Origin of the sequence: Spongiibacter tropicus DSM 19543 (assembly GCF_000420325.1) — a bacterium.
In the GTDB taxonomy this organism is placed as follows: Bacteria; Pseudomonadota; Gammaproteobacteria; order Pseudomonadales; family Spongiibacteraceae; genus Spongiibacter; species Spongiibacter tropicus.
The window spans coordinates 155,642-179,675 of record NZ_ATUS01000003.1; the positions used below are offsets into that span (position 1 = coordinate 155,642).

Annotated in this window: 21 protein-coding genes; 9 read left to right on the forward strand and 12 right to left on the reverse strand. The window is 57.8% G+C overall.

Features of this window, described 5'->3' with window-relative positions; genetic code table 11:
* Positions 1–177 precede the first annotated feature (177 nt).
* Positions 178–2,163, forward strand: coding sequence for an OmpA family protein (locus tag G411_RS21590; protein ID WP_022959863.1), 1,986 nt, complete (start codon positions 178–180; stop codon positions 2,161–2,163).
* A gap of 57 nt (positions 2,164–2,220) precedes the next feature.
* Positions 2,221–3,882, forward strand: a complete 1,662-nt coding sequence (locus G411_RS0114120) for a ShlB/FhaC/HecB family hemolysin secretion/activation protein (RefSeq protein WP_022959864.1) — start codon at positions 2,221–2,223, stop codon at positions 3,880–3,882.
* Positions 3,883–3,950: 68 nt separating this feature from the next.
* On the opposite strand, the gene G411_RS0114125 is transcribed toward G411_RS0114120, so the two are convergent.
* Positions 3,951–5,117: a type III PLP-dependent enzyme gene (locus tag G411_RS0114125; protein WP_022959865.1), complete on the reverse strand. Its 1,167-nt coding sequence runs from the start codon at positions 5,115–5,117 to the stop codon at positions 3,951–3,953.
* A gap of 179 nt (positions 5,118–5,296) precedes the next feature.
* On the opposite strand from G411_RS0114125, the gene G411_RS0114130 reads away from it, so the two are divergent.
* Positions 5,297–5,479, forward strand: coding sequence for a hypothetical protein (locus tag G411_RS0114130; protein ID WP_022959866.1), 183 nt, complete (start codon positions 5,297–5,299; stop codon positions 5,477–5,479).
* On the opposite strand, the gene G411_RS0114135 is transcribed toward G411_RS0114130, so the two are convergent.
* The gene (locus tag G411_RS0114135) at positions 5,454–6,392 is read right to left on the reverse strand and encodes a type II secretion system F family protein (protein ID WP_022959867.1); all 939 of its coding nucleotides are present in this window, start codon (positions 6,390–6,392) and stop codon (positions 5,454–5,456) included. The genes G411_RS0114130 and G411_RS0114135 overlap by 26 nt on opposite strands.
* A gap of 141 nt (positions 6,393–6,533) precedes the next feature.
* Between G411_RS0114135 and G411_RS0114140 the strand changes: the two genes are divergently transcribed.
* The 5 genes from G411_RS0114140 to G411_RS0114160 all read left to right on the forward strand — a co-directional run bounded on the left by G411_RS0114140 (position 6,534) and on the right by G411_RS0114160 (position 9,972).
* Positions 6,534–7,013 (forward strand): J domain-containing protein, encoded by a 480-nt coding sequence (locus G411_RS0114140; RefSeq protein WP_022959868.1) that lies wholly within the window; start codon positions 6,534–6,536, stop codon positions 7,011–7,013.
* A 61-nt stretch (positions 7,014–7,074) separates the two neighbouring features.
* Complete coding sequence (locus tag G411_RS0114145; protein ID WP_022959869.1) at positions 7,075–7,371, forward strand: hypothetical protein; 297 nt, start codon at positions 7,075–7,077, stop codon at positions 7,369–7,371.
* 62 nt (positions 7,372–7,433) lie between these two features.
* Complete coding sequence (htpX, locus tag G411_RS0114150; RefSeq protein ID WP_349676062.1) at positions 7,434–8,318, forward strand: protease HtpX; 885 nt, start codon at positions 7,434–7,436, stop codon at positions 8,316–8,318.
* A complete protein-coding gene (locus tag G411_RS0114155; RefSeq protein ID WP_022959871.1) occupies positions 8,315–8,974 on the forward strand; it encodes a class II aldolase/adducin family protein in 660 nt (219 codons plus the stop codon). The genes htpX and G411_RS0114155 overlap by 4 nt, the downstream gene beginning before the upstream one ends.
* Positions 8,975–9,192: 218 nt before the next feature.
* Positions 9,193–9,972 carry a putative porin gene (locus G411_RS0114160; RefSeq protein WP_022959872.1) on the forward strand — a complete coding sequence of 260 codons (780 nt, stop codon included), beginning with the start codon at positions 9,193–9,195 and terminating at the stop codon, positions 9,970–9,972.
* A gap of 73 nt (positions 9,973–10,045) precedes the next feature.
* Here the strand turns inward: G411_RS0114160 and G411_RS0114165 are convergent, their stop codons facing one another.
* Genes G411_RS0114165 through G411_RS0114200 form a run of 8 tightly spaced genes read right to left on the reverse strand, consistent with a single transcriptional unit; the run spans position 10,046 to position 18,711 of the window.
* Positions 10,046–11,101: an alkene reductase gene (locus G411_RS0114165; protein ID WP_028968454.1), complete on the reverse strand. Its 1,056-nt coding sequence runs from the start codon at positions 11,099–11,101 to the stop codon at positions 10,046–10,048.
* Complete coding sequence (locus G411_RS0114170) at positions 11,101–11,721, reverse strand: nuclear transport factor 2 family protein (RefSeq protein WP_022959874.1); 621 nt, start codon at positions 11,719–11,721, stop codon at positions 11,101–11,103. The genes G411_RS0114165 and G411_RS0114170 overlap by 1 nt, the downstream gene beginning before the upstream one ends.
* A complete protein-coding gene (locus G411_RS0114175) occupies positions 11,718–12,503 on the reverse strand; it encodes an SDR family NAD(P)-dependent oxidoreductase (RefSeq protein WP_022959875.1) in 786 nt (261 codons plus the stop codon). Before G411_RS0114175 ends, G411_RS0114170 begins: the two co-directional genes overlap by 4 nt.
* A 13-nt stretch (positions 12,504–12,516) precedes the next feature.
* The gene (locus G411_RS0114180; protein WP_022959876.1) at positions 12,517–14,250 is read right to left on the reverse strand and encodes an amidohydrolase; all 1,734 of its coding nucleotides are present in this window, start codon (positions 14,248–14,250) and stop codon (positions 12,517–12,519) included.
* A 25-nt stretch (positions 14,251–14,275) separates the two neighbouring features.
* Positions 14,276–16,414 carry an oxidoreductase gene (locus G411_RS0114185; RefSeq protein ID WP_022959877.1) on the reverse strand — a complete coding sequence of 713 codons (2,139 nt, stop codon included), beginning with the start codon at positions 16,412–16,414 and terminating at the stop codon, positions 14,276–14,278.
* Complete coding sequence (locus G411_RS0114190) at positions 16,401–17,423, reverse strand: Rieske 2Fe-2S domain-containing protein (RefSeq protein ID WP_022959878.1); 1,023 nt, start codon at positions 17,421–17,423, stop codon at positions 16,401–16,403. The genes G411_RS0114185 and G411_RS0114190 overlap by 14 nt, the downstream gene beginning before the upstream one ends.
* 5 nt (positions 17,424–17,428) lie before the next feature.
* Positions 17,429–18,193: an SDR family NAD(P)-dependent oxidoreductase gene (locus G411_RS0114195; protein ID WP_022959879.1), complete on the reverse strand. Its 765-nt coding sequence runs from the start codon at positions 18,191–18,193 to the stop codon at positions 17,429–17,431.
* On the reverse strand, positions 18,190–18,711 hold the full coding sequence (locus tag G411_RS0114200; RefSeq protein WP_022959880.1) for a hypothetical protein: 522 nt from the start codon (positions 18,709–18,711) through the stop codon (positions 18,190–18,192). The genes G411_RS0114195 and G411_RS0114200 overlap by 4 nt, the downstream gene beginning before the upstream one ends.
* A 135-nt stretch (positions 18,712–18,846) precedes the next feature.
* Between G411_RS0114200 and G411_RS0114205 the strand changes: the two genes are divergently transcribed.
* Complete coding sequence (locus G411_RS0114205; RefSeq protein ID WP_022959881.1) at positions 18,847–19,935, forward strand: AraC family transcriptional regulator; 1,089 nt, start codon at positions 18,847–18,849, stop codon at positions 19,933–19,935.
* A gap of 80 nt (positions 19,936–20,015) precedes the next feature.
* On the opposite strand, the gene G411_RS0114210 is transcribed toward G411_RS0114205, so the two are convergent.
* Entirely contained in the window at positions 20,016–22,535 is a 2,520-nt protein-coding gene (locus G411_RS0114210) for a TonB-dependent receptor (protein ID WP_022959882.1), read from the reverse strand.
* Positions 22,536–22,939: 404 nt separating this feature from the next.
* Complete coding sequence (locus G411_RS0114215; protein ID WP_022959883.1) at positions 22,940–24,034, reverse strand: Rieske 2Fe-2S domain-containing protein; 1,095 nt, start codon at positions 24,032–24,034, stop codon at positions 22,940–22,942.

The window sequence follows — 24,034 nt, forward strand, 5'->3', positions numbered from 1 at the left end:
CGCCCACACCCGCAAAACGATTAGCAAACCCTCGGGCACCGAACGTGCGCAATCAACGCACGAAGCCAGACAGACGCCTTGACCGGAATATCGCGTCTTTCAGCCACTCCCCGAGACGGCAAAGTTTCCCAGCAACGACACGTATCAATCATGCGTAAATTTATAGAGGCAAAGGATATGCAACGTCCGACATCTTCAATTCTGCCCGCAGTTGCCACCAGCCTGGCAATCACTTTTGGCGGCGTTCAGAGTGCCAATGCCCAACTGCTTGGCCTTCTGGGGATCGGTGCCACCACCGACGATCAGGCGCAGCTTATCGATCTGCCGTCGCTGCTCGGCCCGATCACACAACCGCTCGGCGAGTCGCTGACGCCACTCATCGATACGCTGAACACCACCCTAGACCCGCTTACCGACCCCATCGACCAGCAGTTGCTGTCGCCGCTGCTGGGTGGACTGGACCCACTGACCAGCCCGCTGTTGGACGCACTGGACCCGGTACTGATGCCCGTTGATGGCGTGGTATTCGATCTGACTGGCGGCTCATTGCGCGACGCCTTAACCGTTGACGACCAGTTTAATCCTGCCGACGGCGATGGCACAGTGAATGACCTTCTCGGTGGCCCGACCGACCCCAACAGCGGCACAGAAGCTGGCGAAGCGTCGCCGTTACCGCTGGTTACAGGACCGCTGGGTGATTCACTGACGCCGCTGATCGATGCGCTGGATACCACACTGGATCCCCTTACGGATGCGCTGGACTCCTTCGTCCTCGATCCCTTGCTGATGGCACTGACGCCTGTTACCGACCCCTTGCTCAGCGCACTTGAGCCGGTTACCGATCCGGTCGACGGCCTGGTATCGGACCTGACGGGCGGCAGCCTGGAAGACGCCCTGTCACGCATCGACGACAATGTTGATGATGGCAATGGTCTGGTCAACGACCTGCTCGGTGGCGAGCAGGACCCCGACAGTGGCACCGAGGCTGGCGAAGCGTCTCCTCTTCCTCTTGCAACATCGCCCCTCGGGCAGGGCCTGACCCCGCTCATTGATGCACTGGATTCGACATTGGATCCCGTGACGGATGCACTCGACTCGTTTGTTTTTGATCCGCTGCTGCTCGTACTGACGCCCGTTACCGATCCGCTGCTAAGCACATTGTCCCCCGTCACCGACCCGGTCGACGGCCTGGTTCAAGACCTTACCGGTGGCAGCCTCGAAGATGCGCTGTCGCGTATCGATACCAATGTCGATGACGGCAATGGCTTGGTCAACGACTTGCTGGGCGGTGACCAGAACCCCGATAGCGGCACCGAAGATGGGGAAACCACCATTCTGCCGCTGACCGGCGAATTGGGCGACGCTGCTGGCGACCTGCTGGATGCACTCGACACCACGCTCGACCCACTGACCGACGTGATTGACGAGAATATTGGCGAACCTCTGCTCGCCGCACTCGACCCCGTTCTAGACCCGGTGACCAGCCTGATTGAGCCCGTCACTGACCCGATTGACGGCGTGCTGAGCGACGTGACTGGTGGCAGCCTGGAAGATGCCCTGACCAACAACGACGATAACCTCGACGATGGCAACGGTCTGGTTAACGACCTGCTCGGCGGCGGTAGCGGCAATGGCGGCAGCGATCTCGATGGCGGCCTGGACGACAACAACAACCCCGCACTGGTCGGCCTGCTTGCCGCCACAGAGCTGGACGGCGCATGTAGTGATGCCGATGCCGACGGCGTGTGCGATGATCAGGACCGTTGCGCAGACACCCCTGCTGGCGCCCTCGTACTGCCGAACGGCTGTCACCTGGACGGCATCAATCCACTGCGCCTCGACGGCGTCTTCTTCGAGTTCGACAAAGCGACACTGACAGCGGAGTCAGTGACGACGCTGGATAAGGCCGTCGAAGTCATCAATGCCTCTGCTGCTGAGCGCCTGGAAATCGCTGGCCATACCGACTCGAAAGGCAGCGACGAATACAACCAGGAGCTCTCTCAACGCCGCGCAGAAGCCGTAAAAGCCTACTTCGTTGAGCACGGTATCGACGCCGCTCGACTGGAAGCTCGCGGCTATGGCGAAGGCCAGCCCACGCATGACAATAGCAGTGACGAAGGACGCGCCATGAACCGTCGCGTCGAACTCAAGGTATTGGACTGATTCAACAGCATCAGCACATTCTTCTAACGAATTGGACACTTATTCAGGAGACAAAACATGGCAATTGATCTGCCACCGGTAATCCCGCCCGCTGCAGCCAGCGCGGATGCTGTGATAGAAGCCCGCCGCAATGAAAGCGGTGTTCAGGCCACCATCGATGGCGTAGCCGTCAAGGTGTATGGCAACCAATACCTCAGCGACAGCGATCTGGTTGCGGTACTGGAAAGCGCCGCCACACCGGCGGAAGCGGTCATTAAACTGGCCAAGCGTTACTACGAAGACGGCCACCTGCTGGTCAGCGTGAACTATGCCCGCCTGCTCGACAGCATCGCCATCATCGTCCACCAGAAATCCCTGAACCAGGTAGTTGGTGCAGAGGAACTTTCAAGCTATTTCAAAGGCCTGGAAGGCGACAGCGATCTGAAGATGAGTGAATTTCATCGCGCCAAAGTTCTGGCAGATCTGCGCAGCCGCCGCGCTGGCTACAACTACGAAATCAGCTACACCGAGCAGGGGCTGAACGCGGTAGATATGGTCCTCACCCGCACAGCCGTAGAAAATCACAAGGCCACCGAGTTTATTGTTGAAGCCAACAACAAAGGCAGCCGCTTTCTGGGCCGCTACTTCGGCCTGGCTGGCGTGAAGCACAAAACGGAATCCGGTACGCAAATCAGCGCGTCATACCAGACCGCATTCACCGATCTGGGTGAATCCCGCGACGGTGAAGAGCTGAATCAAGTCAGCGTCAGCGTTGACCACCCCTTTGCACAGGGCCTGTATGGTATCGACCTGAACTATGTGGACTACCTGCGCGAACCGACTATCTCTGCAACAAGCCCCGCCAGCTGCCCTCTGGGCGGCACTCCACTTTCATTCCTTTCTGACCCATTATTCGCCTTATTTGGTCAGTGCACACCAAGCACTACTAGCCTTGTTGGTGTCGAGCTTGATGCAGAAATCATTCAGGCCACCCTCCGTGGCGAGCAGGTACTTTACAGTACCCCCTGGAAACAGTTCAGCCTGACCCAACGCGTTGAGTTTGTGGATTCCACCATCGAGCGTAAAGATACCGGCGAGATGATTCTGGATGAGAATTATCAGGTACTGGAATTGGGTGCGCGTTACAGCCAAAACCGCTACCAAAGCGCAGACACCAATGCCTCCCGCTTTGCTACCAATCTGCGCCTGCGAGGTGGCCTTGGTGACGATAGCGGAACATTGGGCCGAAATGGCAGTGCACGTACTGCTGAATTCATCGCGCTGTTGCCCTCGGCCAGCTACGAACAACGCATTGCCGATGGTTTGACCTTCAAGGCCAACGCCCGAGGCCAGCTCAGCGACTCACAGCTGCCTCAGCAGCAGCAATTTGTATTGGGTGGCATGGATACCCTGAGCGCTTACCTGCCCGGCGTATTGATTGGTGACGAGGGTTACCACCTGAGCATGGCACTGGATAAGGCCATCGGCGAACTGGCCGGTATCCGTATTACGCCGTCGGTATTTGCCGAAATGGGTGCCAGCCGTTATCAAGACGCCAGCGGCGAGCTGGGCGACATGCAGTCACTGGCTGATGCGGGTCTTCGCGTGAAATTTGAATACGGCAAATGGCTGTACTCTGAAGTGGTTGCCGCGGCTCCCGTCTACGACGATGTTGCCGATGAAGACTTCATCGAGCGCCTGGAAGCCGACTTCTACTGGCGTCTGCGCATGACCTTTTAAATCGCCGCGCCCCGAATGGGGCAAGGCATTGTTTTCGAGCCGCCCTGCTCCGCAGTTGGCGGCTTTTTTTATTCCTCGGTGTCCAGCATGTAGCTGCGAAGCGGCGGAATGCCATTGAACTCCACCGAGCTGTAGCTGGTGGTATACGCGCCCGTCGACAGCCAGTACAGGCGATCCCCCTCCTGCAGGTTCAAGGGCAGGCGGTAGCGATGATCCTCGTAGAGAATATCCATGCTATCGCAGGTCGGCCCGGCGATAATCACTTCTTCATCCTCACCGCCCTCGCGATCCCAACGCAGCGGATACTGTATTGCTTCGCCAATAGCCTCTATCAGGCCACCGAACAAGCCCACGTCGAGATACACCCAGCGATCCAGGGAATCCTGTGACTTGGTGGAAATCTGCACCACCTCGCTCACCAGCACCCCGGCCTCGGCAACAAGCGACCGACCCGGTTCGATAATCACCCGCGGCGGCGTGTCACCAAAGTCCTCCTCAAGGAAGCGTCTAATCGCGCTGCCGTAGGCGTCGATATCCTGTTGTCGCTGCTTGTAATGCGCAGGCATCCCTCCGCCCATATTCATCATCTGCAGCTGGATACCCGCATCAGCCAACTGGTCAAAAATAAAACGGACCTTGCCAATCGCTGCGTCCCAGCTACTGATATCCCGCTGCTGCGAGCCGACATGAAAGGAAATGCCGTAGGGTTCCAGTCCCAGCTCCCGTGCCAGCAGTATCAGCTCCACGGCCATATCGCGCTGACAGCCAAATTTTCGCGACAGCGGCCAGTCGGCGGTTTCCGAGCCTTCTGTCAGTACCCGGATGTACACCTTGCTGCCTGGCGCGAACTTTGCAAGCTTTCTGATGTCTGACTCACAGTCACTGGCAAACAGCCGCAGTCCCTGCTCGTAGGCAAAGGCAATATCCGAGGCTTTCTTAATGGTATTGCCGTAGCTCATCCGCTCCGCGGGTATCCCCAGGGTTTGCAGCTTTTGCAGCTCGAAGATGGAAGCAATGTCGAAATTGGCTCCCAACGACGCCAGACAGCGAATCACCGCCTCATCGGGGTTCGCCTTTACGGCGTAGTAAATATCGGCGAACGGAAAGGCCCGCTCCAGCTCCGCATACTTCTCGCGCAGGGTTGGCAGATCAAAGATCAGGCAAGGCGTGGGCTTATCCGCCGAAAACTGGTGTATACGCTGCCAGGCAGCACTGGACAGCAAATCTTGTGACATGTCGTCGCCTCTATAGTGGCCGGGGCGAAAAAACGCGCAGTCTAGCGCAATGCGCAGTAATTTGCGCGGCTGTCACAAGCCTGCAATGCAGTAACGCCACTATTAACGGGCAAGAGGATACAGACAAAAGAGAAAACATCAGGAGATGTAACGTGCCAGCGGGCACGAAGGAGAAAAAGATGAACAATCAACAGACTGAAATTAACGTAAAAAATCTGTGCAGCCGCAAGCTGTGGGAACTACTGAAAAACGCCGAGTGGCAGACAGCCAGCGAGCGCTTCGCCATTGAACAGGAGCTGTCAGGGCGCCGCCACTACCTCGAAGAGCTGCAAACGCTCAGCGTGAAAGAAACCATGCATTAAGCAATACCAGATAGGGGATCAGTCCCAGCAGCGTATAGGGCAATATCGATGCCCAAAACTGCAACTGATCCTCGCAGGCACGGTGCAGGGCCAGACTCAAACTGGCCGGCACCTGCCGAGGCTCAAGACCGCTCTCCGGCACCGACAACGCCACCCCCGCCAAAATCCCGCTCTTCAGCAGCGCTGACGAGAAACTCTCTCCCCCATCCACAGCCCTCGACAATTTGTCGTAGCGAGGTTTGATCGGTGATTCCGGCATACGCCGGGCAGACTGTTTCAACGCCTGAGGCAGAGAGAACCCGGCTGCAAGACACTCGCCCAAATGATTGACGTAGTGATAGTGCTGATAGCGCTCCAACGCCCCCCCGATTCCCGGTACGGCGTACAACATATTTAGGGCTTTCTCCCGTCCGGCATTCCAGCGGTTAATCGCGGCCAGCACCACCGCCCCCAGTAATAGCGGCAGCATCGCCAGCACCGCAGACGTCAAGGCAGCCACCGCCGGCAGAAATCCGGTAAGAAACAGCACCAGTGGCACTAGCAGGGCAAAACCGACCACCAGGATCAGCGGTAAGCGGGCAGCCCGACGCAGTCGCTGTTGAAACTCCGTCTGCAGGCGATAGTGTTCAGCCAACCGCAGGTACACATTACCAAGCTTGCCGACCGCCAGGCCCAGCCGCATGAAACGCAATTCCCACTCGCGAAACAGTCCACCATCGCGCAGCTCGTCAAACAACAGCTGTTGACCGTCAGCGAACTGATTCGCCAGCGCATCCAGTTGCGCCCGCTGCGCGGCCAGCTCTCCCTTGCTGAGCAAGCCAATCAGTTGTTCCCAGTTGCTGCCCTCAGCCTGGCTGGCGTCATACAAGGACTGGAAAAGCACAAAGCGCTGGGCGGAGGAGTCGGCAGCCATAGGTCTCCAAAAATCGGATATTGTCCGTGCCAGATGACAGTTTAGGTGGGGTTGGCGACGGGAAAGCCCTATACTCTAGCACAGCTTATTTGACTCACCGTACGCTCGCTGGAAACGTGTGTACGACTGCCGGAAGCCATCATGATCATCCGCCTGATAATTGCCGCCGCCGTTCTCTATGGTTTGTTCCGTTTCGTAAAATACGTGCAGAGCAAACCCGAAAACGAACGCCGTTCCTATTACATCACACTGCTGATTGGCCTTGCTGCCGCCGGTTTGGTACTGCTGTCTGTGACCGGCCGCGTGCACTGGCTGGCGGGCCTTATCGGCGGCGCCATGCCCTTCGTCCGCCAGTATGTAATGAATCATGTCTACAAAAAACTGAGCGCCTCGAATGGGAATGAGCAGCAGGAAGCGCCCCGCAAAGAAACTCCGGCGGTTGATATGAACGAATCTCAGGCCCTGGCAATACTCGGTCTGAAAGCCGGAGCAAGCGCCGACGATATTGTCCGCGCCCACCGTAGTCTGATGCAGAAACTCCACCCGGATCGCGGCGGCAACGACTACCTGGCCAGCCAGCTCAATGCCGCCAAAGAACTGCTGCTGAAAAACCACGCCTGAGCCTCTTGCCCGTCCCCGAGAGCAGGCTAAAATGCCGACATTGCCACAGTAGAGAGGCCCCATGAGTCAGGTATTTGTTATTCAGAATCAGCACGGACACTTCTTCGGTAAGCAGAAGGACTGGGTAGATGGCCGCGACCGTCGGCTGCTCTATCGCACACCTCATCGAGATGAAGCGGTCAATCACGTATTTGAGCAGAGCAGCAAGGATATCGAGCTGCGCGCCAGCGTGCTGGAGTGCGAACTGGACGACAATGCTCAGCCGCAGGTCGAGGCAGGGCCACCCCTGCTCAAGGAGGCGGAGGACAGCGTTGCTGACACGCCAGAAAGCCACGAGGAGAATTCCCCCGGCGCTTGAAACCTGGCGACAAAAGCCCCATCTAATACAACGATTCAATTACTCGGGACACCCTGAACATGATGCGCATTCTGCTTTTCCTGGCAACGAACTTGGCGGTTCTGGCCGTAGCCAGTGTCACCCTGAGCCTGCTGGGCGTCAGCAGTTACATGGCCAGCAACGGCGTTGATCTTGACCTGCGCGCCCTACTGATTTTCTGTGCCGTTTTCGGCATGAGCGGTTCACTGATTTCACTGCTGCTGTCCAAGTGGATGGCCAAGCGTGCCACCCGTACACAAATCATTACGCAGCCCCGCAATCAGCACGAGCGCTGGCTGATGGAAACCGTCGCGGAGCTTTCCCAGAAGGCTGGCATCAAAATGCCGGAAGTCGGCATCTTCCCGTCGCCAGCCGCCAACGCCTTCGCCACCGGCTGGAACAAAAATGCCGCGCTGGTCGCCGTGTCTGAGGGCTTGCTGCAACAAATGCGTCCCAATGAAGTAAAAGCGGTGCTCGGTCACGAAATCGGTCACGTTGCCAACGGCGATATGATTACCCTCAGCCTCGTTCAAGGGGTGGTCAACACCTTCGTGATGTTCTTCGCCCGAATCATCGGCCACACCGTTGATCGCGTCGTATTCAAAACCGAGCGCGGACACGGCATCGGCTTCTATATCACCACGTTTATCGCTGAAATGGTGCTGGGCCTGCTGGCGTCAATGATCGTTATGTGGTTCTCCCGCTTCCGGGAATTCCGCGCGGATGCGGCCGGTGCCAGCCTGACCAGCAAGGGCGATATGATTGCCGCCCTGCAGCGTCTGCAAGCCCAGCAGGGACTTCCCAATGACATGCCAGACGAATTGACCGCCTTCGGTATTCGCACCGGACAGAAGCGCGACTTCGCCGCGCTGTTCAGCTCGCACCCGCCGCTGGAGAAACGCATCCAGGCGCTGCGCGAAGGCCAATGAGCCGACAGGCTGCCGCGACCGATCTGCTGCGCACCCTCCACGATATGGGGGCGGCGCAGCTCAGCCCTGGTGCCTCCGGCAACATCTCTGTGCGTGTCGAGGGCGGCATGCTGATCAGTGCCAGCGGCGCGGTGGCCGCCACTGCCAGCAACGACGACCTTGCCTTTGTCCCCACCCACTGCCGCTCTCTCGAACACTGGCCTGACGATCAACCCCGCCCATCCAGTGAGTGGCGTATGCACCAGGCCCTGTACAGCAGCCACCCAGAGGCCATGGCCGTGGTTCACTGCCACTCCCTTCACGCCACCGCGCTTGCCTGTCAGCGACGCCGTATCCCGCCCTTTCACTATATGGTTTCTATTGCCGGCGGCGACGATATTCCCTGCGCCGACTACGCCTTATTCGGCAGCGAGGAACTCAGTCAGATTGTCTGCAAGACCCTGCAACAACGACGCGCCTGCCTCATGGCCAACCACGGCCAGATCTGCATCGGCGACTCCCCGGCAACCGCCCTCGCCCTCGCCAGAGAAGTGGAGTCACTGGCGGCCTGTTACCTCGCCAGCCTCCAGAGTGGCGAACCGGTTTTGCTCACCCCGCAAGAAATGGACGACGTCTATCAGGCCTTCTCCCATTACGGCCAGCGCCTCAAAGACTAAAGACCGGCTCGACCCTGAAAAACGTAACTATTAGCCACGCATTATGTCGACTGCCGCTATTGTCCGTCACGAAAACAATGGTAATCTCTGGTGCAACGCACTAATTGCGTGCAACAGCCGCACTGTAATAATGCGTTAACGGCGAAGCCGTTATAACAACAAGGATCTTTTAAACAGTTTGCCCAGAGCGGGCACTATGGAAATTTCGGGGAAAAGCTATGAAGAAAACGATTCTCGCCATCGCCGTTGCTGCTGCCAGCGCCGCCGCGACAGCCGACTACCAAGGTGAAGTGGGTGTTGTATACGGCCAAGGTGAAGTTGCAGGCGCCATTGACTATGACACTGTCGGCTTCGCTGGCCGTTACAACTTTGAAATGGTCGACACCAGCAAAGGCCCTCACGCAGAAGCTGCCTTCCTGGACAAGAGCTCTTCTGTCGGCTTCAGCTACAGCACCCTTGAGCCCGATGTCAGCGGTGCAGACGATATCGATAGCATGGGTGTCGACGTGCGCGTTGTTACTGACACCAACCTGATCATCGAAGCGGCCTACAGCCAACTGGACGATGGCAGCGACGATGCTGATACCTTCGCTATCGGCGTGGGTACCTACCTGAACGACACCACAGATATCGTGGCTACCTACTCAACCGTAGATGATGACGGTGACGACTTGGACGCCCTGAATCTGGATCTGCACAGCGTTATGAAGCTGCAAGGTACCGCCAGCCTGGCCTACGATCTGGGTATCGCTTACCTCGACGCCGATGAAGATGACGGCTACAGCCTGAACGCCGGTGCGACTTACTACATCGACAACAACCTGGGCATCAGCCTGGCTGCTGATATGATGGATGTTGGTGATGTCGACAGCAATACTGTGTCGATTGGCGTTAGCTACTTCCCCATGCCTGAAGTCGAACTGGCCGCAAACTACTTCGACCAAGGCGGTGACATCGAAGCTGACGGCATCCTGCTGGGTGCCGCTGTACGCTTCTAAGCACTTGCCAAGAAATATGGCGTAAAACGCAAAAGGGCCGCTATAGCGGCCCTTTTTTATTGTCTGCCACCCGTCAATCCACAGCGGGATAGTCGGTGTACCCCTCTGGGCCGGGCGTATACAAGGTGCTGAGATTGATCTCTGTCAGCGGCAGCCCCTGTTTGAAGCGCTTTGGCAAATCCGGGTTAGCAATAAACGCTCGCCCAAAAGATACGGCCGCGATCGCAGCGCCATCAATCGCCTGCTCGGCCTCGTCGAGTGAATAACTGTCATTCACCATCAGCGGCCCATCAAAATGCGCTTTGGCCAGCGCAATATTGTCCTGCAAGGCCGGCATGCGAATAACATGGAGATACGCCAGCCCCATAGGGCTGACAGCCTCCAGTAAGGCCCCAAACGTTTCTGCCGGATCGTCATCATGCAGATCGTTGAAGGGATTACCCGGACAGATACGCATTCCGACCCGATCCGCGCCATCGACAGCCGCCATTGCCGCCAGCAGTTCCAGTACAAAACGCAGGCGATTCTCAAGACTCCCGCCGTAACGGTCGTCACGCTGGTTGGTGCCTGTCGACAGAAACTGGGCAGGCAGATAGCCGCTGGTGCAGTGCAGCTCAACACCATCGAAACCCGCGGCATAAGCGCGGCGTGTCGCGTCGGCATAGTCGGCGATGGTTTGCTGAATATCGGCCTCGGTCATGGCTTCAGGCTCTGCAAACCCCTGCATGCCGCCTTCCGTGTATATCTTGCCCTTGGCCGCAATAGCCGACGGCGCAACAGTTCTCGCTCCCTCCGCCTTGTTGTCGGGGTGAGCAACGCGCCCACAGTGCATCAACTGTAAGACGATCTTGCCGCCACGCTGATGAACGGAATCACAGATATCGGCCCAGGCCGCCTGCTGCGCATCGGTGTACAGGCCCGGCGTTCGGCAATAACCTTTGCCTTCCGCATTCGGATGCGTGCCTTCGGTAATAATCAGCCCAGCCGACGCCCGCTGAGTGTAGTACTCGCGCATCAGGGCATTGGGCATATCATTGCCCGACTCCGCCCGCGAGCGCGTCATCGGCGCCATAACAATACGATTGTCCAACACCAGGCGCCCCAGTGTGACCGGTTCAAATAACGTCATCAGCGCACCCGAATTCGTGGCGCGGGGGTACCCCGGCGCATACATTTTAAAAACTCATCTACCGGCGCAGGCGCTGCTACTTCCGGCAAGCCCTCGGGGCGCTGTTGCCAGAACTCCTGCCAGCTTGGAAAGAGGTCGTGGAAGGCACCGTGATACGGTTCCCGTCCGGGCCACCGCATCTTCATGTCGCCGATTGGGGGCTTGTTCAGATCGGTGGCATACCAATAACACGGCAGGCGACGGCGGAAATACCAGCGGCCATCAATGCGCTCGTAATCGTCCCAGTACAGCATCTGCATGATCACCCATTCACCGCCGCACTCGTGTTCATTTTTGGAATACACCACGCCCACCGCGTGATCGACATCCTCAAACTCAATAATGTGATTACCAAGATGGTGAGACGTACCGGTAAATTGCAGACGCAGCGTATCGTCAAGCCAGGCTTTCAGGTGGGCACGCCCACTCTGTTCGCGACTGACTTTGATATCCGCAGCAAAGAGGTTCACATGAGCATCGAGATCACGCATGTCCAGCGACAGCGCATACTTGGCGACGAGCTGACGAATCTCATCCAGTGACTCGAGGCGGTCAATTCGGGCTTCCAGTATCTCGCTCACGCCTTGTCCTCCCAGCGTGCACTGCCGGTGTTCAACTCGGCCATGCGTCCGCCATCCACATTCAGCTCTGTGCCGGTAATGTAGGAAGCCTCATCGCTCGCCAAAAACAGAATCGCATTGGCGCACTCGCGCGGGTCGCCGATTCGACCCAGCGGAATGGTCTTACCGGTGGCATCCTGTGCCTCTTTATCCGGATTGACGCTTTCCAGCGCGGGCGTCAGAAAGGCCCCCGGCAATACCGTATTCACCCGAATATTCGGCGCCCATTCAATTGCCGCACTTTTGCTCAATGCGATCACAGCTGCCTTGGAGGCACTGTAAGCGGCCGTGGCCACGGCCCCGGCCAGTGCACAGACGGAGGAGACATTCACCACCGCGCCGCGATTTTTCTTCAATTCTGGATAGGCCTCTCGCATCAGAAACATCGCACCATCGAGAGACACCGAGAAATTTTGACGCCAAGCTTTCGTGCTGTGACTCGACAGCATACCCGGCACCATAAGCACAGCGTTGTTCACGACAATATCGAGACGGCCGTATGCAGCCAGCGTCTCGGCCACCAGCGCTTTAACGGCCTCTTCATCGCTGACGTCGACAGACAGGGGCAGACATTCCCCCCCCTGCGCCCGTATCGCCTGCGCAACACCCTCCAGCGGCTCCATGCGGCGGCTGCAAATCACCACCTTCGCCCCTTCTTCGGCAAAGCGCATGGCTGTTGCCGCGCCAATCCCCTGTCCGCCACCCGTCACAATGGCCACTTTCCCATCCAAGCGTTTGTTCATTGTCTCTCCTGATTTATTCCGTCAGTTCGCAGTCGTCACGCCCGCGCTGGTACACGCAGCGACCGCCTATCCAGGTTCGCTCCACCTTGAATGCCAGCAGTGCCTCGGCCCCCTCGGTGGGGTCGCGATCCAGTTGCACAAGGTCGGCTTGCTTACCCACTTCCAGCGAGCCCAGTCGCTGCTCCTCAAAACTTTGCCAGGCCGCATCAATGGTGACCGACCTCAGCGCCTGCCAAATATCCACCCGTTGCTCTTCACCCAAAACGGCGCCACTGCGCGTCTGACGGGTGGTCGCCGACCACAGCAATCGCCCGATATCCATCGGCACCACCGGCGAGTCCAGATGCACAGTAAAACGCAGGTCTTCATCCAGCGCGTCCTGCAAAGGGCTTATACGCGAGGCGCGCGCCGGTCCGAGGAATCGGTCGCGATGACGATCCCCCCAGAAAAAGGTATGAGCCACAAAGAAGCTGGGCGTCATCCCCAGAGCCTTCATACGCTGCAACTGGGCTGGCGTTGCCGTTTGTGCGTGGACGACAATCGCCCTTGGGTCATCGCGGGGACAGCGCTGCTGCGCCTCGGCAAAGGCGTTCAGAATGCTTTCTATCGCCTCGTCACCGTTCCCGTGAATGGCAAGCTGATAAGCCTCGCAGTGGTATTTCACCAGTTGCTCAGTCAGCGACTGATCAGAAAGCCGCGGAAAGCCGCGAAAGCTCGGGTCGGGATGCCGGTAATACGGCTGATGCAGATGCGCGGTGTATCCCTGAATAGAACCATCGGCAATCAGTTTCACCGCCTTCATATCAAAGCGCGCCGTGTGCAGGGATTCGGCATTGAGCAGACCGCTGTCCAAATCTTCTGCCGACTTGTCCGCCAACGGCCAGACAATCAATCGCTGAGGAATGCGTCCCAAATCAGACAGCAGTTTGAGTCCGCGCAAAAAACGCGTATCCACGCCACCGCTCTGCGCCGTCGTCACCCCGGCCGCCAGATACTGCTGCGCAGCGAGATCACTCATTGCAATAAAATCGAAGAAGGAAAAGTCCATCGCCAGCGGCGCAACCAGATCCGTGGCATGCTCAAGCAGCAGCCCGGTCGCCATGCCGTCAGCATCACGTACGATCTCGCCGCCCTCCGGGTCTGGCGTATCGAGCGTAATCCCCGCCGCGTTCAAGCCAGCCGTATTGCTCATACCCAGATGACCAGAGCTGTGCATCAAATAAATCGGCCGCGTTGCCGAGACCGCATCGAGTTCTTCGCGTGTGGGGTGCCGCTGTTCAGCCAGCAGAGAGTCATCGTAGCCAAAGCCGAACAGCCACGCCCCCTCGTCAAGCGCTGATTCCGCCTGACGTAACTGCGCCTGCAAATCGGCGATACGTCGTACTGAGCCAATCGGCGGGCTGCTCAGATCCACACCTCTTGCGGCGAGGCCGGTGCCGGGAAAATGACCGTGAGCGTCAATAAACCCAGGCAAGAGTGTCTTCCCCTCAAGGTCGATCACTACCGCATTCTCGTCCGCCAGTGCTCGCAGGCGATCCCCATCACCCACAGCGGCAATCTGCTCACCCTCCAACAACAGCGCATTCACCACGCGGTTGTCGCTATCCATCGTCAGAATTCGACCGTTGACGAACAACTGCTGCGTCGGCAGGGCTGGCCGAAACTCATACAGCGAGAACCACAGCCCTCCTGCTAGCAAAAGTGCCAGGACCACCAGCACAGCAACACTTTTGAAAATCAGGCGCATTCCGCCCTCCCGTCGTTATTGTTATTCAGAGCGTCGCTGCCAGTGCCCGCGCACTGTGTATTGCCCCTTCGATGTAAGCAATCTCGGCGCTGTCACCAATGTTATGGACGCTCAGCCCTTTTTCCTCCAACTGCCGCTGGAGCGATGTACTGGGAACGGCGCCCTGGGCAATGATCACATTGTCCGCGTGCACCCGCTGCGAGGTCTCCGCATGTTCGTAGTGAACCCCTTGGGCATCGATACGGCTCACCGTCGCCTTGTTAATCAAGGCAACAGAATGCGAGCGCAAACCATGCAGCACCCGCCAGCGGCGAACAACACTCAGCTCGGCACCAAAATCGCGTCCCGGTTCCAGCACGCTGACCTCCCGCCCACGCTCAGCGAGAAGCTCGGCCACCTCAAGCCCCACCAGACCGCCACCGATAATCACGATGCGCTTGCCCAATGGCATATACAGTTTGCTGAGCATCCGCATGCGATCAATATTGCGATTTATGCCCAAGCCATTCATCAGTTTCAGCAGTACACGCTGAACAACGCCCAGCTTTCCTCGTGCATCGCCCTTGAACAGCATGTCGCGCAGTTCTTCGCCATCCAGCACATGAGGCAACTCTTTACCGGGCAGCGCCGGGGCACGGCGATCAGCGCCCAGTGCCAGTACGACGTCATCGCACCCCGCATTCACCAGCGCCTCAACGGTGGCTTCGCGCTCCAGGCATACCTCGACACCGGAAGCGTAAAGCCCCTGCTCAAGGTAGGAAATCAAACGCCCATTGGGCTCGTAAGCCAGAGCCGCAACCCGCAGCGTACCGCCTAACTGGGGCTCTCGCTCCCACAATTGAACGCAGTGCCCTCGCTCGGCCAGGACTCGTGCCGCTTCCATCCCCGCCGGACCACCGCCGACAACCAGAATCCGCTTGGGATTTTCCGCCATCGGTAGGTGACGCTGATCCTGCTCGTAGCCTGTCTCGGGATTCACCGCGCAGCGCAGTGATTTATTGATAAAAATCTGGCTGACACAGACATAGCAATAGATACAGGGCCGGATCGTCTCCGCGCGCCCGTCCTTCAACTTATTCGGTAAATCCGGATCAGCCAGCAGCTTGCGGCCCATGGCCAGAAAGTCGAAATCGCCATGCGCAATATGACGCTCGGCCACGTCCGGTTCGATGCGCCCCACCGCAATGACAGGGATCGACACAGCGGCCTTGATCGCCTTGGCAAAATCGATATAGCCACCGGGCTGATGTACCAGCGGCCCCTCGGTAAAACCAATAGCGCTGTTGTTGGAATAGGCGCTCACGTCAATGGCGTGACACCCGGCTTGCTCCAAGAGCGCCGCCACCCGCACCGCGTCATCGAGGGTAATGCCGCCCTCAGTGCGATATTCATGGGCATCGAGGCGAACGACAATCGGAAAGTCGTCGCCGATTTCCCGCTTGATCGCCGCCACGACATTGAGAAGCAGCCGTGCACGGTTCTCAAGATTACCGCCGTAGTCATCGTCGCGACGGTTCGCATACGGCGACAGGAAGGAGGACAACAGATAGCCGTGTCCAGCGTGCAGTTCAATGGCATCGAAGCCCGCCTCCATCACCCGCCGGGCGGCTGACGCAAAGCAATCCACCACCCAGTCGATGTCGCTCTGTTCCATTTCCTTGAAGCGCGGCCCTTTGCCGTCCGGACCCGCTGAGCGCACGAAATTTGCCATTTCGGCCATGGTCAGGCCATCGCCCATATCATTGGCAGCACGCTTGGGCAGCGACGGCACCAACAATGTCCGGCCCTCGGCAACATCATGGGCAGACACCTTGCCGCTGTGATTCAACTGCGCGGCAATACGGCAGCCGTGCTGCTGCACCCGCTCAGCCAGTCGCTTCAGTCCCGGAATATAATCGTCGGAAGAAAGCCCCAGCATTCTTGGCATCGACATCCCGAAGGGCCAGGCGATGGAACTGGTTTCCAGCACGATCATGCCCGCACCTCCGGCAGCACGCGCTTCGTAGTAGGCGATCGCGCGATCGCCGATACTGCCATCCTCTTCGACATACTCGGTGCCCATCGCCGCCAGCAGCGTGCGATTACGCAGGGTCAGATTGCCGATTCGCCCCGGCGACATCAGGGCGGGGTGACGGCAGTCTCGCACTTCTTTAACGGCGATCATCAACCTGTCCCTCAATCAGAAACTGGCCGTACCAGCGACGAAATTTCGCAAAGGGACCATCGCCATCACAGAGCATGGGCTTTTCCAGGTAGCGTTTGCGCGCCCAGATAATGCGGTCTTCTTCCATCTGCTGGCGAATGTCATCAATAATCGCCTGCGCCACACGCCCCACCGACTTGCCATTCGCATCCCGCTGAATAAACGCGTACATGGCGCGGGTATTGTGTTCATCGATAGGCGTCAGATTGGCCATCAGTACCGTGTCGCAGATACCGCTGAAGCGCACCGTGGCAATCCCCGGCCCGACACTGCTGTTTTCAATACGGCCCTCTACCCGCCCTTTGGGTGTGTCCATCGGCGATTCCAGCAGGCCAAAGCGGCAGTGCTCTTCAAACCGCATCACCGTGGGCTCGGGGACTTGAGGGGTTCCGTGCACAAACTGGAAGTGGGCAGCATCGACCGCATTTTCCCCAATTTCCTGAGGATGAGTAGCGATGTCCCACTGGTAAACTTTCAGCTCGCCCCAGTCGCCATTGCCCGGCACCGCTTCGTCAATCACCGGCGGTTCGAACAAGGGCTCGATATTTTCCGGGTGATACCACACGTAAATACACTGGTTCTGTTCGCGCACTTCCCAGGACGGAATGACCTGCTCACAGCGCTCAACTTTCGGGGGATTGCGCTGTGCGTAGGGAATCCCGGTACACTGCCCGTCACCATTGAACTGCCAGCCGTGAAACGGGCAGACAATGCTGTCACCCACCACTCGCGAGCCACCACCGGCCTGATCGCGAATTCCGTAGCCGAGGTGCGCGCCCATGTGCGGACAGTAAGCATCCAGCACTTTGGCCTCGCCCTGCTCGGTGCGGAAAATCACCAGTTCCTGACCGAAATATTCCAGCGGCAGCGACTGACCTGCGGCCAGTTCGTGAGAATACAAAACCTGAAACCAGCCGTAGGGCATAGGCAGGTCAACACGGGGTTTTCGGGTAGATGCAATGATCGACATACGACTTATCCTCTTACCGCACCGCCACCGTCTACCGACAGCAGCTGGCCGGTAATGAACGAGGCTTTCTCTGACAGGAGAAACGCCACCGCATTGGCGATCTCCGCGGGTTCACCCAAACGCTGCATGGGCGCCACCTTGCGCAACTTCTCCGCCATTTTGGGCTGCTCTTCAAAATACTTTTCCAGACCCGGTGTCCGGATCACACCGGGAGAGACGGCGTTGATACGAATGCCTTTAGCGGCATACTCGGTCGACGCACTCTTGGTGAGAATGTTCACCCCGCCTTTCGCCGTGGCATAGGCGGTGTTGAACGCCTGACCGCGGAGCGAAGCATTCGACGAAATGTTAACGATGGCACCACCGCCCTGCGCCAACATCGCGGCAATCTCATACTTCATGCACAACCAGGTGTTGGTCAGGCACAGTTCCAGCGTCTGATCGAATACCTCGCGACTGAACTCGTGGATAGGCCCGTTACCGCGACTCACCGCCGCGTTATTGCAGGCAATATCCAAGCGCCCAAAATGCGCAGTCACCGCATTTACTGCCGCTTTGACGACGTCTTCCTTGCTGACATCACAGTGCAGATAAAACGTATCGGCGCCGCTGGCATTGAGCTCGCTGACCAGCGACTGTCCGGCGTCATCATTGATATCCAGTACCGCCACCTTCGCCCCCTGGCGAACCAGCTCTTCGGTAATCGCACGCCCGATACCCGTCGCGCCACCGGTGACCAGCGCCACCTTGTTATGCAGTTCTCCGCTCACACAAGCTCTCCTTCTTTTTTCTCTTTAATTCGGCGCACCGGATGCATGGCAAACAGAATCACCACAGGTACCACTGCCACCGACAGCAATCCGGTGTAAACACTTTTCAACACGGTAAATTCATAGGGCGAATAGCTCTGCGCGCCCATCAGCGAGAACACCAACCACAACAACGGCAGAGACGCCACGACCGCCGTCAGTGCCAGCAACAGCGACTTCACGCTGTCGCGATACCCGGCGGCCCAACCCAGATAACGGATGAATGCGAAGGGAGGCTGAACAACGGTGGAGGCTTTGGCGAATTTTCGGCGCTGCAGCGGCAGAACAATCAAACTCAACAGGAAAACAAGAATCAGTGCGGTGAACAGAAAGTCGACGACCATTCCCTTCTCCCCCCAGACCAGTAGCTGCTCTTTATCGCGACTCAGATACCAGGCAAAGGCGCCATTGATCAGTCCATTAACGACTCCACTACCCAGAGCCTCCTTAGCGATATACCCACGGCTATTCACGTTCATCACTACTCCAATTGCGTCATTGCTTTTAATTATTTGAACTCACATATTAGTCACCACAATAAATCGCTAAAGCACATAAACTTTCAGAATTGCCGACATTTAGCATCAGGCAATCACTCAATAGAACGCATCGCCATGACTACAGCCAAGCCCGATATCCAGCATGAAATCCCCGTCCGAAAATTTTTGCGGCTGCTGGATTATCTGGAGAAAGTCGGTATAGAACCGGCCCCGATTGCCAAGCGCGGCGGCCTCGATATGAATCGCCTGATACAGGAAGACCCGGATACGCTGCTGCCGGGCTACCGCTATTCCAGCCTGTATGAGCTGGCCGCCGAAGAAATGCAGAAACTGAATGTGGCGGTTCCCTGGGGCGCCGGAATCGGCAGCGATATTTTTCACTTCATGTGCTACAGCATTATCAACTGCCAGACATTGGAGGAGGCCCTGCGCCGCGCCGAGCGCTATCAGCGCATGGTGTATCCAATGACCGGCTACCACATCATTCTGAGCGTCGACGGGGACACTGCCGAACTGCGCTATCACTTCGATAACAACACCATCAAACCGCAATTCATGCCGGACAGTTGGGATCGCGTAGAATTTTCAGACACCGTGGCCAAGGCCTCAGGACTCCGGGTCTGGCATGCCTTCATGGGGTGGCTGGTCGGCCGAGATATCGATCTGATTGACGTACAGATCTCCGCACCGGAGTTTTCTACCGCCTATACCAACAGCGTCAACACAGTGATGGGCGCCACACCCAGCTACGACGCCGACTACACGGCCATGCGCTTTCACGCTGACTGTCTGCGCTATCGCACCGTACATACCTCGGAGTCGCTGGAGGCCTTCCTGCGAAATGCAGTTTACGCGCTGATCGCTCAGGACTCCCGTCCCGCCAGTACCGGCGCCGCCATTCGCTCACTGCTCGCCAAAAGCGGCGCCGGCAGCCTCCCCAGTTTCGAAGACATGGCGGAAAACCTGCACATGTCACCATCGAGCTTGCGCCGCCGCCTGCAGAGCGAGGGCACCAGCTATCAGGAGCTGAAGGACCACTATCGACGCGATATCGCCATGCGCCACCTCCGTGAAAACACGCTGAAAATTCATGAGATTGGTGAACTGTTGGGCTTTCTTGAGTCGAGCTCCTTTATCCGCTCTTTCCGCAACTGGACCGGGCTTACCCCCAAGCAGTACCGCTCGGAATTTTTCGACGACTGAACCCTGGCGAAACCGGAGAAACAGGCACAAAAAAGGCGGGCCTGAGCCCGCCGGAATGCTGGGGGGAGAGCCCAAGCGAATCAGTAGCGGTAACGCAGCTCCAGACCGTAGGTCCGCGGCGCACCGTATTGTTCAGTTTCGAGCCCCAGACCCTGGAAGTTAATACCGTACGCCGGGTAGTCGTCGTCGGTCAGGTTGTTCCCCCACAGCGACACCATCAGCTCACCTTTTTCCACCGGGATATTGCTCAGACTGATACGCGCGTTCACCACGGTGCGCTCATCCATGGACCGCACGGGGAAGGAATAGACGCCTTGGCCACCCATACCATCAGAGATAACCGCCGGGGCCAGACTGACCTGCTCCCAGGTATCCTGCCAGTTCGCATCAACAAACAGGTTGAAGTCACCGATGGCGGTGCTGGCAAAGGTGTAGTCAAGGCTCAGATTCACTTTGTTGCTCGGTGAATTACCGCGTTTTGACTCCTTGTAGCCCTTGATACATTCGCCGTTAAAGCAGGTGCTCGGATACTCGGCAAAGTCACCGTGGATGTAGGAATACGCCAGACTGACGACCATCGCTTCAACAGGCGCTACCGAGATTTCGAGCTCGCTGCCCCAGCGCTCGGCCACACCGGCATTGATGATCGCCGACGCCGCTGTCCCCGAGGTGGTGTCAATCACACTGGTTTGCAGGTCATCGTATTTGTAGGCATACACACCGGCATTGACGCGCAGTCGCTTATCCAGCCAATCCGACTTCACCCCCACTTCCACCTGCTCAATGGTCTCCTCATCGAAGCCATTGGCAAAGATTTCGCCGTTGAAACCACCTGAACGATAGCCGGTGGCGTAGCGCAGGAAGGCATTGATATTGTCAGCCACATCGTAGGCCACGGTCGCGTTGTAGCTGAAGTTGTAGAAGTTGTTATCCAGGTCTGTAGATCGCGCCGGCGTCACACCGAAGGGGCTGACCACCCTACCGAAGTTATAGGCCACCGCTTTTTTCTCTTCGGTGTAGCGCATACCGATGGTCAGTGCCAGCCGGTCCTCGAGCTGCGCAAAGCGATAGGTCCCCTGACCGTACAGCGCCAAGGCATCCGTATTCAGCGTATATTTTTCAGCCTGACGGCCGGCCAGCGGCAAGGCAAAAGCGGCCTTGCGGTCGTAGTTGGACTCGTCCTCGAACCAGAACAAACCCAGGGTGTAATCCAGTTGCGCGGTTGCCCCCGTGAGCTGGAACTCCTGAGAAAACTGCTCATAGGCAGAGCTGGTGTCCTGCAGGCTGTGTCCCGCCCCCAAGGTGTCGATCGCATTCCACACGCCGTCGGCGCCAGCACCACCAAATTGACCATAGATCTGCAGCAATGCCAGGTGGAGATTGTCGTTGTAGGCACCGATGCCGTTGGCATCCAGGCTGCTGTCAATATCCTCGAGATCGCCAAAGACATAGGTTTCAATTTCGCGGTAAGCCGTAATCGACTTCAGCGTGACTTCACCCAGTACACCGCGCTCACCCAGGAACCACTCAGCAGTGATGGCGTGACCGTCAGACTCGTTCTCGCTGACCGGGGGATTATCCGCCCAGCCGCCTTTAGGCCGCCCTTCGCCTCTGGCCAATACCTGCTCGTAGGCATCGATAGTTTTCTGAATAGAGGGAATCCAGCGGCTGGCGATACGGCCATCGGCACCCGGCGCCATCGCCAGACCCTGAGCACTCGGCAATACGGTGTTCTTCAGAAAATCCAGTCGGCTGGTGCCCTGAGTATTCAGGGCAGTAAAGCCCACGGCTTTCTGGAGCGTCCCCACCTCATCCAACTCACTGTGATCGTAGATGTAGTCCACTGTGATATTTTCGCGGGGCTCCCAGCGCAGCGCAGCGCGCCAGGCCAGTCGATCCAGATTGTCGAAGTCCTCGCCACCGGAGTAATTCTCGTAGAAGCCGTCGCGGTCTTTGCTCAGGAAATTCAATGCCGCACTGAGTTTGCCGGCCCCTTCGCCGACCTCACCGATCGCATCAAAGTCCACGCTGCCCTTCAAGGTGCGCAGTCCGTAGTTGCCGAGTCCCGCGGTCAGATCGGCGGCAAACTCGCCCAGTGGTTTACGCGAAATCACGTTAATCGCACCGGCCGTTGAGTTCCGGCCATAAAGGGTGCCCTGCGGACCACGGAGAATTTCAATGCGCTCGATCTGCGCAACATCCATGGCTGTGCCGAGCATTTTGCCGACATAGACACCATCCACATACATCCCGACAGCCGGGTCCAGTGAAATATTTGAGCCCACGCCACCGGAAATACCGCGAATACTCAGACTGGTTGCACCGCGCGAACCGGGCGCGGAATAGCCGCCCATACCCGGCATCGACGCGAACATATCGTCGGTGTTGGTAATGCCGCGCTTATCGATCCCCTCACTGTTCAGCGCGGTAATTGATATGGGCGTGTCCTGCAGCGATTCGACACGGCGCTCTGCGGTAACCAGAACCTCTTCAAGGGCCTGCGCCGACGCGTTTGACACCAGGGTAGGCAGCGAAAGCAGTGATATCGCCAAGGGCAATACCTTCAGCCGTGCACCTGCAGTGAATGGATAATTCTTCATGCCATAACTCCGTTTTCATTATTGAGGTTAAGAATGGCGGTCTCTCAACCGTTAGCATTAGTTATCTGGCTGACGGAAAGCTGAGAATGCAGGCAACAGCAAACCGTCAACGGCTCGCCCGATGGCAGGCCGCTTGAGTCAAAAAGTGGGAAGGTATCTCCGGCGGAAAACCCCGGACGCTTCGCTACGGAATGATGTCGTTATCGTCTTTCATTGCCTGTGCCCATTCATGTCGTTATCAGTATTTTGGTAGGCGGAGAGAGGAGGTATCGGCAGCAATGGCGCAACAGCCCCTCACTCGTCTTAGCGAAAATCTTACGCCCCAGCGGATAAAAAACGACGACAAAAACAGCCATAAAAATGCGCGGAAACGTTCATCTTGAATCTTTAAGTAGCCAAGGCGTTCACGGCTGCAGATTCAGTTCAGACTCTATGCGGCGACTGTCTTCATCGGGCCGCTCCAGATCGTCGATATGGGCAATGCCGTTCACCGCCTGCCGGGTAGCGACCGCGCTTTCATCGTCTTGAAAGAACTGCTTGTACCACTGACGTCCGCGCCCGAAAGGGCCGTCAGACTTCAATTGCAGTACACGAATTGCCGAGCCCTTGTGTTTCCAGACGGCAAAATCCGAGGCCAGTGAGTCCAGCGCTCCGGCTTGTAACGCCGCCGCCTGCTCCCGCTCATCGTCTCCGGGCTTGTCGACCTGGCTGTTCACCAGCAAGCCGTGCCAGAGTCGACAAACACCGTCTTCCACGGGTGTATTGGCGATCAGCTCAATACTTTCCACGTCGCCAAACAACTGGTGCGATAGCAACACACCGGGCCCGGTATACCAGGTCACCGTTTTCAGCATGGCCTGGTATTCCTGATGGAAGCCGCCCTGACGCTGGATATAAATATGGTCGCGCCACTCATTCTCAAAGTACTCACAGGGCGCGCCGTGGGTGGGACCGAGATGGCGCGCATCGGCCATATTGTCGATCACTTCCTGGGGATTGACCGGCAACTCACCCAGGTGATCCATGCGCCAGTGAATCCATTGCGGCTGGTGCCACTGCGCCAGATCCGGCGCGGGGTAGGCGGGTTCGCCACCATCGGGATCAAACCACATCCAGATGCCCCCCAACTGCTCCACCACCGGATAACTGGTGAGCTTTGCCGAGCGGGGTTTGGGGCCGTCATGATAGGGAATATCATCACAGACGCCGTCGGGACCGAAACGCCAGCCGTGATAGGGGCAGCGAATAGACGAACCTTCGATCTGCGCCCCCTCGCGGGCAATCACCGCCGAATCGCTGGCCGCAATATGGCACTGCATATGCGGACAATAGGCGTCCAGCAGCACCGGCCACCCCTCTTCACTGCGGTACAGCGCGAAGTCTCTCGCAAAATAACGCAGTGGAACGGGACGATCTTCCAACTCGCAGGATTCCGCAATCAGAAACCAGCCTCTGGGAAAGGTATTGGGCCCCAAGCCATAGTCTTCTGCCTTTGCCAT

Coding starts and splice junctions, on each gene's coding strand:
- G411_RS21590 (WP_022959863.1), top strand. CDS start 178: ATGCAACGTCCGACATCTTCAATTCTGCCCGCAGTTGCCACCAGCCTG.
- G411_RS0114120 (WP_022959864.1), top strand. CDS start 2,221: ATGGCAATTGATCTGCCACCGGTAATCCCGCCCGCTGCAGCCAGCGCG.
- G411_RS0114125 (WP_022959865.1), bottom strand. CDS start 5,117: ATGTCACAAGATTTGCTGTCCAGTGCTGCCTGGCAGCGTATACACCAG.
- G411_RS0114130 (WP_022959866.1), top strand. CDS start 5,297: ATGAACAATCAACAGACTGAAATTAACGTAAAAAATCTGTGCAGCCGC.
- G411_RS0114135 (WP_022959867.1), bottom strand. CDS start 6,392: ATGGCTGCCGACTCCTCCGCCCAGCGCTTTGTGCTTTTCCAGTCCTTG.
- G411_RS0114140 (WP_022959868.1), top strand. CDS start 6,534: ATGATCATCCGCCTGATAATTGCCGCCGCCGTTCTCTATGGTTTGTTC.
- G411_RS0114145 (WP_022959869.1), top strand. CDS start 7,075: ATGAGTCAGGTATTTGTTATTCAGAATCAGCACGGACACTTCTTCGGT.
- htpX (WP_349676062.1), top strand. CDS start 7,434: ATGCGCATTCTGCTTTTCCTGGCAACGAACTTGGCGGTTCTGGCCGTA.
- G411_RS0114155 (WP_022959871.1), top strand. CDS start 8,315: ATGAGCCGACAGGCTGCCGCGACCGATCTGCTGCGCACCCTCCACGAT.
- G411_RS0114160 (WP_022959872.1), top strand. CDS start 9,193: ATGAAGAAAACGATTCTCGCCATCGCCGTTGCTGCTGCCAGCGCCGCC.
- G411_RS0114165 (WP_028968454.1), bottom strand. CDS start 11,101: ATGACGTTATTTGAACCGGTCACACTGGGGCGCCTGGTGTTGGACAAT.
- G411_RS0114175 (WP_022959875.1), bottom strand. CDS start 12,503: ATGAACAAACGCTTGGATGGGAAAGTGGCCATTGTGACGGGTGGCGGA.
- G411_RS0114180 (WP_022959876.1), bottom strand. CDS start 14,250: ATGCGCCTGATTTTCAAAAGTGTTGCTGTGCTGGTGGTCCTGGCACTT.
- G411_RS0114185 (WP_022959877.1), bottom strand. CDS start 16,414: ATGATCGCCGTTAAAGAAGTGCGAGACTGCCGTCACCCCGCCCTGATG.
- G411_RS0114190 (WP_022959878.1), bottom strand. CDS start 17,423: ATGTCGATCATTGCATCTACCCGAAAACCCCGTGTTGACCTGCCTATG.
- G411_RS0114200 (WP_022959880.1), bottom strand. CDS start 18,711: ATGAACGTGAATAGCCGTGGGTATATCGCTAAGGAGGCTCTGGGTAGT.
- G411_RS0114205 (WP_022959881.1), top strand. CDS start 18,847: ATGACTACAGCCAAGCCCGATATCCAGCATGAAATCCCCGTCCGAAAA.
- G411_RS0114210 (WP_022959882.1), bottom strand. CDS start 22,535: ATGAAGAATTATCCATTCACTGCAGGTGCACGGCTGAAGGTATTGCCC.
- G411_RS0114215 (WP_022959883.1), bottom strand. CDS start 24,034: ATGGCAAAGGCAGAAGACTATGGCTTGGGGCCCAATACCTTTCCCAGA.